We start from the raw sequence: 14031 nt of genomic DNA, 5'->3' as shown, positions 1-14031 counted from the left end.
GTTAATAACCCTTACTCGCAATTAAAGCGATTACATGTAACTTATTGACCTAACCGATTAACTTAATCTATTAACCAAACTTTAATTTCATTTAAAAAAGCAGTCACTAAAAATTAGTGATGCGCTTTTCCATGCGCATGCAGCAGGTCATTCTCAGTCAAATTTTGCAGTTGCTCAACTGTGTTATCGTTGAGTGTCCAGCCACTAACCATTCGCTTCTCTCCATCAGATATGAATATCACAGTATCATTAGCTTCAGCTCGCAGCAGGCCTGAAATGCGAATAGGCGAATAAGAAGACAGCCCTTTGGGATCATCTAATAACCTAACTCGTACTAACTCATTTGGTGCAGGTGGTGTCAGGTGACTGCAAGTCCCCACTTGCTGGACGATATGGCCAAAGAGTTTATCAATGTTATAACCATTACTCTCTAGCAAGTTCTTTGCCGCTTTACGCCTATTGGTGAGGCGCATGCGCTCTTGGTCAGTAAAATTATTTTTCGAGAGTTTTTCATCCACCTCTATCAGCAGCTTCAACTCATTCAGTAATTTGAAGCCCATGTCTCGGTAAGGATCATCGAAGACGATAGCCAAGGGATCAACCTGGTCGAAAAATTCAATAGCCTCGGGCTCTGCCGAGGCGGATGTGACGACCAATAAGGTCGCCACAAACACAGATGCCAAAAAGCGCATCTGATTATTTTCCAGTGCTCTGAGGAAATGCTTCGGTTACATCAGGCATTCCTGTAGAGAACCTGTTGTTCCAATGTTCCAGCGAGATAGGCTCGAAGCGCGGCTTGGCTTCAGGTTCAAAGCGGATCGGCTGTCCCGCAAAAACTGGCAGCAGCGCATCGTCACGCACAGTAACCTGACCGTTAACGATCACGGCTTTCATGCCCGTCGAAGGGATCGCACCCTTTTCGTAGGTTGAATTGTCTTTGAAGAGTTTAGGGTCAAAGACCACGATATCGGCAACCTTACCTTGTTGGATGCGACCGCGTTCTTGCATAAACTTCAAACCTGTATCACCTAAGTGCTTAGCCGCGTTGTAGCTGAGTATCGACATCAGTTGCATCATCGGGATGTTGTTATCCCGACCAAGGCGAATCGTCGCGCCTCGGGCACCAGCAGTGCGAGGATGGCTGCCACCCAACTTCTCCATAGGGTAATCCCACGCGGCGTCGTAAGGCATGGCAGCAGTCGCATCACTGGCCATGGTCACGCCCTTCAGTGTCAGCCACTTCGCCTGGTCTTCTTCGGGCATCTTGAAAACGACGATCGGGCGGGTCGGTTCGGATTTGACGGTGCTCTTGTAGGTCTCTAAGGTATAGAACTTACCAGTTACCGGATCGAGCATGGTGTCTTCATAGCGGTGGCCTAGATCGTCGACCCAGCTCTTAGGCTGAAGGAATGAAGCATTGATCGGAGTGGAACCGGCAGCATAAGGGTAAATTTCACCCCATATATTGTGACCTTGAGCCTGAAGCCCGGTAATCATTTCGTGCGTCACGCGCCAGCCGGGGTTATTGAAGTGCAGCACGATTGCCGGCGCGTTCAGTGCGAGAGCGTTTGAAACGAGTTCCTGCGCGCCGTTAACCTCTGTCGTGTCTGTGCCGAGCGTGTAGCGGGTATGAGCACCGGTCGCGCGGCCATAGCGTGCGCCGACTTTCTGCACCTCGAACATCTCACGTGAAGAGACGCCCTCTCTCATGTAGCCCACGGTGCTACCAATGCCCACGGCGCCAGCCTGCAGACCCTTGTCAATCTCCTCGAGAATCGCGTTGCCTTGCTCTAGGGTCGGACGCGTCACGCTCCACCCGGTTTTCTTGCGGGTTTCAAGAGCGGCTATGGGACCGTCTTTCAAGTAATCGCCGTTTGACCCGTCGATAACCTTCGCGCGGGCAAATTCGTGACTTACCGCACAGCCATAGTTAGCGCCGGTCACACCTTCGCGCGCCTTATACCAATTGTCAATATAGGATCCAGCACAGCCCATCTCAAAATCCATGCTGCTGGTCAACCCATCGCGCAACCCGAGGGAATAGCCGATCGGCTTTTGAAAGTGGAAATGGGTGTCAATGAAACCCGGTGCTACCACTAAGCCTTTGGCATCGATAGTCTCGTTGCCCTTAATCTGCTTGTTGGTGATCTTGACAATTCTTCCGTTTTTGACTCCCACATTGGCAACTGCATCAAAGTTTGTTTCGGGGTCAATAACCCTGCCACCATTGATAGCAATATCGTAATCCGCAGCAAAAGCCGGCATGGCTAAAATAAGCGATGACATAATCGTGCTTAATAGTATGTTTCTTCGTTTCATTATGCTTTCTTCCTTTTGGTGTGTAATTTTTTTCATCATATTTTCCTCTTTTACTAACTAACTTTGATTAATCAATCGTTAGGAATATCAAAGGTTATTTACTGTGTGCGGTTAAATAATAAAAGTCGTATAAACTCCGGGCGACTTCCGCAATTGCCCGATCCCTGTCCGCAGAAGGCGTCTCACTACTGTTGGTGAACACCGCGATAGTAAACCGGCGACCGTCAGGGAGTGTGATATAACCGGCGTCGTTGGCAACTCCGCCTAGGGTTCCGGTCTTGTGCGCTACGGGCGTTCCCTTAGGCAACAGCCCCTTGAGTCGGCCATCGCCGGTGCGCGTGCGCGACATGACCCCCTGCAGGAACTTACGGCTCTCGGCGCTCATCGCCGTGCCATTGTCGATGGCAAGTAGGAGTTTCAGATACGCATTGGGCGTTGTGTGGTCACGGGGATCCGACTCGAACTTTGGATTGGGATTAACCTGGGCCGCCACCAGTGCCGGATTCTTGCTGATGGCCTCAACGATAGCTTCCGGGCTTACCGCTGGCACGCCGTAGAAATCCATGAGAATCCCGTGGACAGGACGGTCGACCCTGAAATCTTTGATCCCGAGCCTGCGCAGGTTCTTGGTCACCGCCGCTCCTCCGCCTACCAGCCCCAAACAGACGTCGGTTGCCGTGTTGTCACTCTCTGTATCATCGCATATATCAAGTTCGCTACCGAGAACTGGACTCCGGGGTAAGGGAATCTCTCGGCAATCGCAACTTGGCCGGCGACATATATGTCATGTGGAACGTCGACCATTTGGTCGAGACTGAGTTCCCCCTTGTCCACGCGATCCAGCACGGCCGCGGCGATCGCCACCTTGTAGGTACTGGCCATGGCGAAGGTTTCATCGCCATTGATCGCGATGACCTTGTCGCTACCGATTTCCTGTGCAGCCACACCAATGCAGCCAACCAGCCCCTGCGAAAGCTTCTCAATTTTAGGAGAAACACCTTGCCAAGTATGTTTGTCTGCAAATGCTGGTTGTGCTACAGCAAATGACGAGGCTATTACCATTAAAAATAGTACGATGTATCGTTTCATAGAAATTTTCCTTTGCATCATTGCGTTTATAAATTTTGAGTGTCTGAAAATCTTTTTCATCATGTACTTAATTCTCCTTTATTAAAAACACACTCTATTAATAGCTTATTTACATTTACTGTGGTTAGAATCCTGTGCCAATATTAAAGTATAGTGCGCTATCGTTATCACTAAAGGCCACATCAATACCAGCTCTAAGTCCATAGCGCCTAGCGATTAAATATCTAAAACCTGCACCATAAGAATATTGATTATCTGCACTAAAAAGATCACTTGCTTCGCCTGTTGCAGAGCCTATACCTGCAAAAATTGACGTTGACCAGCGATTATCAATTTCCCAAGTGAACTGGCCTTCGAGTGATGCAACAGCTTCGCCTTGGTAACGATTACTAGGTATACCTCTTAATTTAATATATGGATAAGCATTAGGGGGCAAAATAGAATCATTATTTGCGAGCGCTTCAAATTCTAGTTTCACGCCCAAATTGAATTTATTTGTTAGTTCCCAAAAATTTTTGCCTACAAGGCTAACGGCATCGTATTTGTAATCAGAGCCTACGGCATCTCGATACAACAAATAAGAAAAATGGTAGTTAAAGCCTTTTGTTGGATACATAAAGTTATTTTGTGAATCATAAACTAGCGTTAAGCCCACAGCTGATAACGCAGGTGATAGATTTAACCATTTCCCTAGAAACTCATTAAGTTTGTCTTGACCTTTAATTCCTATTTCTGGCTTTGAATATGTTTGTTTGAAGCCTAATAACCAATGACTATCAGCAAGACGGAACTGTAAGTTCTGCATAAGGCCAAAACCTATCATTTCAAGCTCTATTCCTTTATCGTTTAGTGTAGAGTTAGTGATGGCGTCATTACCAAAGGGGTAGTAGGTCATATTTATTCTTCCGTACCCGCCGCCGACGGTATAACGAATACTGTCTTTCAGCCAAGAATGCTGATGGCCAGCAAAACCTAGCCAAGTACCATTTTCAGTAACAATACCACCTACAGCGGTAATACTTGGTGTTAAAAGCTGCGCGCCGCCATCAAGTGATGCTAAAGCGGCTTCTTTCCTACGTTCTCTCTGCTGGTCGTTCTCACCAAGAAAAACCCCTGTAAAACCACCACCGTAACCTAAAGCGGGTTCAGTGATTATGATAGGGACAGGTAAAAATCCATAAGCATTTTCGGCTAAATACTCTCCCATATCAAATTGCTTGTCGATTGGGTCGAAGAAATTTGTAGCGTAACTACTAAAGCCAATAAATGAGGAGATAAATACAAGACTAGCTAATAATTTTTTAATTTTTTTCACTGTGTGTGTCCATAGTTACAGCTAAAACCAAGGTCAAAGTAAAGTAGCTAAGCAAATGTATTTTCATCTCACTTGCTTAGCTCACCTAATTAACTCGCGCACTAATAATCAGGTGTATCAATACCCTAAAAACGGTACTCTGCAGAAAGAGTAAATGAAGTTCTGCCATTACCTCTCGAGGCTAATGCGATAAGATTATAGTGTTGTCCTAGTTCTTTACGGGCACCTAAGGTATAACTCCATTTGTCTGATTCAATACCAATATCATAATCAAGTTCACCAACTACGCCTGTCATCTTAGCCGCATAGTCTTGATATTCAGCTCCCACTAAAACCTGAGCGCGCCACTCTGTAAATTGATATCCAATCATAGGCGAAAAAATCCACATCGTTGTCGCTGGAGAGGCTGAGTCTTTAAGCGAGGAATGCGCGTATGTCGCGGTCATTGATGCAAATACATTTTTATAACCTACGGCTAAGGTAGTCCCTAACCCAAGGGTCTCGTAGGTTAAATCAAGTGAAATGGGTATGTCTGTACTAGGGAGTTGAACCGACTCGCCAAGGCAACTACCATTAGGTAGCGTAATGCCAAGACAGGCATCAACACCTTTAAAGTGAGCTTGCATATCTACCGACGTTTTATTTTGACCAAGTACAGCAAAAACATTCCAAAAGGGTAAAATAAACATATCTGCTTTTAAAGATAAACTCTCAACTTTTACCTTTGCTGTAGACGTAGCTGGATCAAACAATTTTTCAAGACTTTCTGGTGGAATGCCTAATACGCTAAAGCTTGTAAAATCGAAATCATTTTCCTGTGTTCTATAATTAACAGCAACACCAAAAGGCAAAGGCAAATCTATACCCTGTTGCCTAACCATATCAGCCATAAAGGGTAATGCCCTGTTTAGCTCCATTTTAGCTTCTTTCAATCTTGGGTTTGACGCTTTAGTTAATAGCTCATCATTTAAAACAACATCAGCAACAGAATCTCTACCGCTATAGTAGGCAACAAAGTTGCCATTCATTTTTTGATAATAAGCCTTATCACCCCACATACCTTCTGCAACCACCGTTTTATTATCAAGAAAATACTTATCGTTTTTTGATAAAAACTTAGTCGTCATTTCATAACTTTCAATATGCTTACCGTCTTTAACGAAAGGTTTAGTATTTTTAACAACCGCAGTCGTTAACTTACCATCTTCAATAGTAAAATCAGCCACCATATGCCTAAAGTAAGCAATATCTTGCGGTAAAGCATAAGGTGAAAATTTAATAAACACATGCTTAGTACGCTCATCTACTATTTTCACTTCAATCGAGGCAGGATCATATATTCTTCCGTAGTTTTTAATGCGGTACTGTGTTTTAGCTGCTGTTTTTAATGAGTCAATCAGCCGTTCCTCATCTTCATTTATAAACTCATCATATTTAGCACGTAAGTCAATATTGTTATTTTTATCTTTGCTAAAAAGTAAAAACACTTCTAAATTTGTTTTTTCCGTCCCTACGCCTTCCTCAATCAATACATGCTCAATATAAGCACTATCATGTGATAACGAACTTAATAAAAAGTTAGGTATTTCTTCAGGCAAGCCAACTTCTGCAAAGGCTTTGTATCTATCTTTGGCATGCGTTATCGGCGAAAGCAATAGGGCACCAATAAGCAATAAGAACAGAATATTAATGTTATACGCTATTTTTTCTTTAAATTTATTCATTTGTTTAAGCTTCTTTTATTAAAGTATTGATGAAGTAAACCTATTGAGGTTTACATCATCAATTATGACCGAAAGCATTAACTACCAAGGTAGCGTTATTACAGGCGTAATTGACAATCTAATTTGAAAGTCTGGGCCAAATTCATCAGCCTGTTCAACATAATGCCAATATTGCACACCAAATTTCCAAGGTGAGCCCCCTAAAATCATTGTTTTTGAAATACCAACACCTACAGGAAACGTTAATTTATTGCTACTTTCGCCATTGTGGTTATACGACCAAGTAGGTTGTGCTTGCACCTGCCAACCTTCTTTGAGGTTGACCGTATAAAAATATTGACCTCCTGTAATATTGGTGTCATATGAGTTTTCCCCAGCGATATCCCATTGATGACTAAATAAGGCTCCTATAACATACTTCTTTTGAACATAGCCAAGCGCTATTTCAGGACCTAAAAGATATTGATCAAAACCTAGCGCATCATCAGTCGCTGTTGGTAACGAGCCCACAACCCCCGCTACAGCAACTAAGCCATTACTAAAGGATTTGCCCACCGCAACATCAAAAGCAATATCGCGAGTTCAGTACCTTCATTAGAGAAATTTAGATTATTATTGTCATCAAGACCCATAACTGGTTGTTTAATTATCACGGGGATCAATGGTCTGATAAATAGATTCATTGAATCTGATAATGCAATAGGTAAAATTGGCTGAAAACCAATTTTAAATGCTGACTGCTACTTGTCTACCAACAAATAACTGTGCTACCAGATTAGGTAAAATCACTAACACATGCGTGTTTATTAACTAGACTTCTATTCTCTTTTTGAGCTTAAAGATATCGCCAAAAATGACAATGAAAGCCATACATTTCAATATTAGCAGTGGTCTGTAAGGGATTTGTTCGGCATAATAAAACTCACTATAGTAAATAAAACAATCAAGTGTAGGTTGTTACTAATTTAACATTAATGGTTAGATATTTATGTCAACAGGAGAAAAATCGTCCCGTAAATTGAGTATCTATATTGTATCGGTAGTATTGGCTATTTAGTTATATAGCTTATGGTCTGATAGGGTTACTCCTATTACAACAGACTCTAAAGTGCATACCTACTTAGTGCGTATTGCCCCTGAAGTGTCGGGTAATATCGTCGATGTTAGGGTTAAAGACAATCAAATTGTTGAGCAAGGAGAAGTGCTGTTTAAGATTGATTCTCGCAATTATGATATTGCTCTAATATCGGCTCAAGCAAACCTTGCGTTAGTAGGGCAATATATAGGTGCTAACACGGCCGCCGTTGAAGTAGTGCAGGCTAAAGTGGTTGATGCAATGTTATACCACCCGTAGCTATGAAGTAAATTGATGTAACAACCTATAAAGGTTGTTTATATCTATTGGTTTACCTACATGAGCCGTAAAACCCTGATTTAAGTAATATTCAATATCTTCTTTCATAACATTGGCTGTTAATGCAATAACAGGAAGACGTGAGTCAAACTCTTTAATGAGTATTTGAGCTTCAATTCCATCCATTTGAGGCATATGAATATCCATAAAAATCAAATCATATTTTTGCTGTTTTACTGCGTCTACAGCTTGTTGTCCATTTTCCACAAAAGTTAGGTTTGCGGTTGTTGGTTTTAGAAATGACTTAATTAATGCTTGATTAATTCTGTTATCTTCAGCAATTAAGATATTAAATTTTGAGAGTTTTGGGGCTGTAAGAGGCTTTTCTTTTGTATACTTAGTTGTAATTTTTGAGTGTTTTAATGGTAGGGTTACTTTAATTTCTGTGCCTTTGTTTAATTCACTGGATAATTTAATTTCTCCTCCCATGAGTTTAATTAAACTTATCGTAATCGACATACCTAATCCAGTGCCACCGTATTTTCTGGTCGTTGATGTATCAGCTTGTGAGAATCTCTCGAAAATACGCTGTTGTGCATCTGAATTCATTCCAATACCTGAGTCTATAACCTCAAATTGAATAGCTTCTTGATTATTATAAATTTGCTCAGTTACTTTTATTTGTACACTACCTTCACTGGTAAATTTAACCGCATTAGATGCTAGGTTTAATAATATTTGCTTAACCCTAACGAGATCACCCAGCCAGCTATCAGCACAAGTGTTATCGGTAGATACAGAAAAATCTATTCCTTTGTTGCTTACTTGTGAATCTAAATCATATTGAACTGAATCCAGAATTTCTTGAAGGGAAAATGGCGCTTCTTCTAGTTCAAGTTTATTTGATTCAATTTTTGAGTAATCTAAAATGTCGTTGATGATAGTAAGTAAGCTTTGTGCTGAAAATGAAGCATTGTTTAGTGTGCTTTTTAATTCTTGATCCAAATCAGCGTTCTTTAATAACTGAAACCCGCCTAAAATTGCATTCATCGGTGTTCTAATTTCATGACTCATGTTAGCTAAAAATGCACTTTTTGCTTTGGCTGAATTTTCAGCTTCTTTTTTAGCTTGGATCAATGTTGCAAGTGTATTTACTTTTTCAGTAATGTCGTAGTTGACTCCAATAACTGAAATGGGGGCGCCTTTATCATCCCTTGCCACTTCAGCATTTGCTTTCATGGTTCTTATTTCCCCATCAGGATGAATGATACGAAACTCCGTATCGTAAACTCCTGTACCGTTTATCGCTGTTTCTAATTTTACTTTTGCGTCGTCAATATCTTCTGGATGTACGCTATTTTCCCAGGCTTGATAAGCGCCTAAAAATTTATCTTTTTTTATGCCGTACAGCTTATACATCCATTCATCCCAAGTAAGTTCATTTGATCTTAAGCTCCATTCCCAAACTCCAATTCCCGCTGAGTCATTGGCTAACTGCATTTTAAAAGCGCTAGCATCTGCTTTTTCTTTCGCTTCTTGTAATTTAACTTCCACTTCTTTTTGTTGAGAAATATCTTGTACAACTGACCAAATATATTCTTGTCCGTTATTGTCGGTTATCTTAATTCCTGAAAGAAGAACGGGGTAAGTGTGTCCTTTTTTATGAATATATTCTTTCTGGTATGGCCCATAGCTGCCTTTCTCAGTCATTAAACTAAGTTGTTTATTCTCTTGTTCTTCATATTTTTTTGGCGTTAATTCCCAATAATTCATCTGATTGAGTTCTTCAATACTATAGCCAGTGAATCGACTAAACTCGTCATTAATGTAGTCAAATTCGCCAGTTTCCATTTTATTGATGGCAATTCCTACAGGGGCTAAATTGACGAACTCAGCAAACTTTTTCTTTTCCTGAGCTAACAGTTCATTAATTTTTATGTTGTTGTCTTCAAGCTCTTTTTCTTGATTTTTTATATCTGATATATCAGATACGAAGGCGAATAATATCCCTTCCTCATTATGTTCTACAAAGTGACCTTTAATTCGAACAGGGAAGATTATACCTTCCTTGTTTTGGTGTTGAGTTTCAAAATCGACGTGCTTTTTTTCTTTTAGTTCCTTCCAAAAGCTAGGCCACACCTCTTTAGGAAACAATGGATCCCATTCCCACACTTTTTTACCAATCAGTTCCTCTCTCTTATAACCGAGTTTTTCACAAGCGGCACTGTTTACATAAAATATTTCAGAGTCTGATTTCATCCAAAAAACTTCATCAGCAGCCAATTCCGTGGAAAGCTTCAGAAACTTTAATAGTTCTTGATTATTTAAGTGCGTTGGAAAGGCCGCCTCGCCTTCATTTTTGTTTAGCTCATGAAACGTAACGTTTAAATCAGAAGAGTCTGTCATGCAAAAATTTTCCCTTGGGGTCGTTAAAGTTAATATAATAGATGATCGGGTAAGTTGCCATAAATGGCTCAGTGACCGAGAGCTTCCTTATATTCAAATTAATCCTATGTACACTTTAAGTAAGCCTAAAGCTTACATCTGCATTTAAAATTTAGAATGTAAAGTTTTACTAAACAGTAATAACGTCATTTTGTCGGACGACTTGTCGTTAGATAAACCAAGGCTAACTTCAGCTAATGTATCATTGCTGCCCTTATCAACGGGGCGATTAGGTCACATTCAAAATTGAAAAGTGTCAAATCTGATATGGGCTACTACAGGTAAAGAATAATTTTACTTTCGTGTCAACGTTACACCTGTTTCAATATGGTGTGTAAAAGGAAATTGATCAAACAAGGCGAATTGTTCAATGTTATGTGTTGAAACTAACTGGCTAAGATTCTCTTTTAATGTTTCAGGGTTACAAGAGATATAGATTATTTTATTAAACTGTCTAACCAGTTCAATACTGTCAGGGTCAAGACCTGCTCTTGGAGGATCAACCAGTACAGTATCATAACTATATTGTGTTAAGTCGAATCCCTCAAGACGTCGGAATTGTCTTTCACCATTCATTGCTTGGCTAAACTCTTCACTCGACATTCTTACAATATCAATATTGTCGATATTATTACGTTGAATGTTAACTTGTGCAGATTTTACTGATGTTTTGGAAATCTCTGTTCCTAAAACACGATCAAAATTCTTTGCCAATGCAATACTAAAGTTACCATTGCCACAGTAGAGTTCTATTAAATCACCACCTGCTTTCTTTGTGACCTTTTGTGCCCAAAGTAACATTTTCTGATTAACCTCAGCATTAGGCTGAGTAAAACTATTTTCTACTTGCTGGTATACGTAGGTGTCATTGCCGACATTAAGTGATTCCATTACATAATCTTTGTCGATAATTATCTTTTGCTTCTTTGCACGTCCAATAATATCTACAGGAGCAATATTAGATAATTCAACTTTAAGTTGCTTCGCAGCACTCTCCCATGTTTCATCTAAAGGTTTATGATAAAGCAGACTAATTAATAGCTCGCCACTCAGTGTCGCTAGGAAGTCGACTTGAAATAGCTTAAAGCGAAGTGTTGGTTTGTCTTTAATCGCCCTTAATAGTGCTTTCATTCCTTGATTAATTAGAACACTAGCAACAGGAAACTCGTCAACTCTAAATTTTTGTTTTGTTTCACTGTTAAACATAATGTAATAAAGGTCATCACCTTCATGCCATACGCGAAACTCTGCTCTTTGGCGGTAATTCATTGGTTCAGAGGTGAAAACTTCGGCTTTAGGTAAAGAAAACTCTTTAAATAACTCAGTCATTTCATTTTGTTTTTCAACAAGTTGTTCTGTGTAATTGCCAGGTTGTATATGACTGAACATAAGTTTTCCTTAGTAAGGGGGGGATTTCATTAAAAAATAAAGGCGCAAAGTTTACTCTTACCTTAGATTTTGTCTAGGTTTTTCTTAGAGGTTTGATTCCATTATAGCATTCATAATATAGGTTAAAAATGGACTGCTATACTCATGTTCTAACAACAATGGCCGATAAACTAGTACTGATTAAACAGCACTGAAAGGTGATTATTATGACTAATATAAATAAATTTAATAATGATATGAATATGGCGAATAATATCGGTTCGTCAAGAATTAAGAAATCACATAATAATCAAGAGACTAATGATAGCGCAATACAAAAACCTGATTCAATGAAAGAGCTGATGGTAAATCATAAAAATAATATTTCTGCAAAACTCGTTTTTCAAAGTATCTCTGCTCGTTTTTCATTTGGTAGCTCGTCTACTAATTCATCTCAAAAAAATATGTATCATGATCTCGCGAATGTTGATTTGCATAAAGCTGAAAAAGAAAGCGATACCAATTCAATATTCGATTTTGAGTTAGTCGCAGAAAATGTCATGAGTTTTATAAGTCAAAGTATCATGGCAGCAAAAGAGAATGGTGCAAATAATGAAAAACTTACTAGTATGTTTGAACAAGCACATAAAGGTGTAGATATAGGTGTTGGTGATGCATTAAAAGAATTAAATGAAATGACTATACTAGATGATGAACTTTCACAAGGTATAACAAAAAGTCAGGAGCTGATTCACCAAGGCATAGATAAGTTAGCAGATAAAACACTCAATGTAATTGAGAATGATGAAATTGGTATAGAAACATCTACCCATCAGTCAGTTAGCACTAGCGATTTATCAATAGTTACAGCAGATGGTGATAATGTCATCATTAAATTTGATCACTACTTAGCTAATGAGCAAAGGAGCTATAGCGGTAAAAATACAGATGTAGAACAACAGTTCTTATATAAAGAGATTAACTTTCGCTTTGAAGTACAAGGTGAGTTAGATAAACAAGAAAGAGAGTCAATAGAGTTACTTGTATCCGATGTTGTTAAATTGCAGCAGAATTTTTTTAGCGGTGATATGAAGTCAGCTCTTGAACAAGCTCAGCAACTTAACTTTAATACAGATGAAATATCGAGTCTTAACCTTCAGCTTTCAATGATCAAAAGCAATGCCGCTAGCCAAAAGTATACAGATGTCGCAAATATTGTCGATAAAGAAAAAGTAGAAGATAAACAACTTTTAGCCAAAAAGATGAAGCCAGTTATTGATTTTATTGAGCAATTCAAAAAGGTTGAAGAACGTGCAGAAAATGTCTTATCAAATGATTTACAACAAATTAATAGATTTTACGAAGGGATATTAAAGGCGGGCTTAATGTCACATAGTGAAGAAGTCACTAATACAATGACTAACAAGTGGAATGACTTAGTAGAAAAACTAATGGCAAATAAAGAGCAATAAAAAAGCCACAAAAGTGTGGCTTAAGCAATATATTTAATAAGGCTCCAAATAGAGAGCCGAATTAACTAGTTATCATTGCGTTCAGGACGCTCTTTGGCCTCACGTACTTTTAACGTTCTTTGCTGAAATTCAGTGTCATTTAAAGCTGCGATTGCATTTTCCAAGTCATCCGCTGCCATTTCAACAAAGCCAAAGCCACGGCGTTTACCCGTATGTTTATCTTTCATTAACCTAACTGACTGAACACTACCATGAGCAGAAAAAAGCTCTCTGACAACAGATTCATTGGCTCTATAAGGTAAATTTCCAACATACAGTGTTTTAACATCTTCATTTGAAGTGTCTAACTCTGATCCTGCGATAGATGTTGAACTATTACCAATTAGGGGAGCTACAAAAGCACTAATAAAGGCGATTGCAGCGACTAACAGTGGAGTTGTAGCCATAGTACTTGAAACAATATAGCCGATAAGTGCAAATACAGCAGCAATGATAACTGTTAATATTTGGGGAGATTTCATAATGAATACCTAATTAATTATTATTTTGTTTGAGATTTATATGAATTTGCTTAATGCATCAGTAAACGCAAATTGCGATTCTATGTTACCCAGCTTGAAATATTGTGCAACTATAAGTGTAAAAAATATGCAATATAAACGAGTTTATAAAAGTTAAATACTATTTTATTTAATAGAACACAGAAATACACCACTAAAATGATGGTTTTGTGTACTTCATGGCTGATAAATATACGAATGAATAAAAAGTTAGTAAAAAAGATGAAATAGTACTTGATCCTTTTCTTAATTTCTCTACAATGCGCCCCACTTCCAAGGGGTTCAACTTAAATGAACTACGAAAGAAGTGTTTTGATAAGTTAAGTGAATCAAATGAGAAACATTTAACGAAGATAACGTTTGAAAGTTAGTTTAAAAATAAATT

At 39.2% G+C, this 14031-nt stretch carries 10 protein-coding genes and 1 pseudogene; 2 read left to right on the top strand and 9 right to left on the bottom strand.

The annotated features are described in order from the left end of the window. Window positions 1-113 precede the first annotated feature (113 nt). The 6 genes and pseudogenes from D1094_RS11135 to D1094_RS11110 form a co-directional block, all read right to left on the bottom strand. The gene (locus D1094_RS11135) at window positions 114-692 is read right to left on the bottom strand and encodes a DUF3299 domain-containing protein (RefSeq protein WP_118960189.1); all 579 of its coding nucleotides are present in this window, start codon (window positions 690-692) and stop codon (window positions 114-116) included. Window positions 693-696: 4 nt separating this feature from the next. Then, window positions 697-2358 (bottom strand): hypothetical protein, encoded by a 1662-nt coding sequence (locus tag D1094_RS11130; protein ID WP_220452552.1) that lies wholly within the window; start codon window positions 2356-2358, stop codon window positions 697-699. A 58-nt stretch (window positions 2359-2416) separates the two neighbouring features. Next, window positions 2417-3270: pseudogene (locus D1094_RS18745) on the bottom strand (serine hydrolase); the annotation flags it as partial. Between the two features lie 262 nt (window positions 3271-3532). Continuing rightward, a complete protein-coding gene (locus tag D1094_RS11120; RefSeq protein ID WP_220452549.1) occupies window positions 3533-4723 on the bottom strand; it encodes a glyceraldehyde-3-phosphate dehydrogenase in 1191 nt (396 codons plus the stop codon). Between the two features lie 125 nt (window positions 4724-4848). Continuing rightward, complete coding sequence (locus D1094_RS11115) at window positions 4849-6447, bottom strand: hypothetical protein (protein ID WP_118960188.1); 1599 nt, start codon at window positions 6445-6447, stop codon at window positions 4849-4851. Between the two features lie 81 nt (window positions 6448-6528). Next, complete coding sequence (locus tag D1094_RS11110; RefSeq protein ID WP_118960187.1) at window positions 6529-7002, bottom strand: hypothetical protein; 474 nt, start codon at window positions 7000-7002, stop codon at window positions 6529-6531. A 553-nt stretch (window positions 7003-7555) separates the two neighbouring features. Here D1094_RS11110 and D1094_RS11105 point away from each other — a divergent pair. Then, window positions 7556-7801 (top strand): biotin/lipoyl-binding protein, encoded by a 246-nt coding sequence (locus tag D1094_RS11105; RefSeq protein WP_259337916.1) that lies wholly within the window; start codon window positions 7556-7558, stop codon window positions 7799-7801. Here D1094_RS11105 and D1094_RS11100 read toward each other — a convergent pair whose 3' ends face one another. Together D1094_RS11100 and trmA are read right to left on the bottom strand one after the other, a co-directional pair. After that, window positions 7802-10207 carry a PAS domain-containing hybrid sensor histidine kinase/response regulator gene (locus tag D1094_RS11100; RefSeq protein ID WP_118960186.1) on the bottom strand — a complete coding sequence of 802 codons (2406 nt, stop codon included), beginning with the start codon at window positions 10205-10207 and terminating at the stop codon, window positions 7802-7804. Window positions 10208-10540: 333 nt separating this feature from the next. Further along, the gene (trmA, locus tag D1094_RS11095; RefSeq protein WP_118960185.1) at window positions 10541-11635 is read right to left on the bottom strand and encodes a tRNA (uridine(54)-C5)-methyltransferase TrmA; all 1095 of its coding nucleotides are present in this window, start codon (window positions 11633-11635) and stop codon (window positions 10541-10543) included. Window positions 11636-11841: 206 nt separating this feature from the next. On the opposite strand from trmA, the gene D1094_RS11090 reads away from it, so the two are divergent. Further along, complete coding sequence (locus tag D1094_RS11090) at window positions 11842-13086, top strand: DUF5610 domain-containing protein (protein ID WP_118960184.1); 1245 nt, start codon at window positions 11842-11844, stop codon at window positions 13084-13086. Between the two features lie 65 nt (window positions 13087-13151). On the opposite strand, the gene D1094_RS11085 is transcribed toward D1094_RS11090, so the two are convergent. After that, a complete protein-coding gene (locus D1094_RS11085; RefSeq protein ID WP_118960183.1) occupies window positions 13152-13607 on the bottom strand; it encodes an RNA-binding protein in 456 nt (151 codons plus the stop codon). Window positions 13608-14031 lie beyond the last annotated feature (424 nt).

Origin of the sequence: Colwellia sp. RSH04 (assembly GCF_003545765.1) — a bacterium.
Classification (GTDB): domain Bacteria; phylum Pseudomonadota; class Gammaproteobacteria; order Enterobacterales; family Alteromonadaceae; genus Colwellia.
This window is presented reverse-complemented; position numbering and strand designations above follow the sequence as displayed.

Excerpts from the sequence above, each read along its gene's own strand:
- D1094_RS11135 (WP_118960189.1), bottom strand. The coding sequence starts at position 692 with ATGCGCTTTTTGGCATCTGTGTTTGTGGCGACCTTATTGGTCGTCACA.
- D1094_RS11100 (WP_118960186.1), bottom strand. The coding sequence starts at position 10,207 with ATGACAGACTCTTCTGATTTAAACGTTACGTTTCATGAGCTAAACAAA.
- D1094_RS11130 (WP_220452552.1), bottom strand. The coding sequence starts at position 2,358 with ATGATGAAAAAAATTACACACCAAAAGGAAGAAAGCATAATGAAACGA.
- trmA (WP_118960185.1), bottom strand. The coding sequence starts at position 11,635 with ATGTTCAGTCATATACAACCTGGCAATTACACAGAACAACTTGTTGAA.
- D1094_RS11085 (WP_118960183.1), bottom strand. The coding sequence starts at position 13,607 with ATGAAATCTCCCCAAATATTAACAGTTATCATTGCTGCTGTATTTGCA.
- D1094_RS11115 (WP_118960188.1), bottom strand. The coding sequence starts at position 6,447 with ATGAATAAATTTAAAGAAAAAATAGCGTATAACATTAATATTCTGTTC.
- D1094_RS11090 (WP_118960184.1), top strand. The coding sequence starts at position 11,842 with ATGACTAATATAAATAAATTTAATAATGATATGAATATGGCGAATAAT.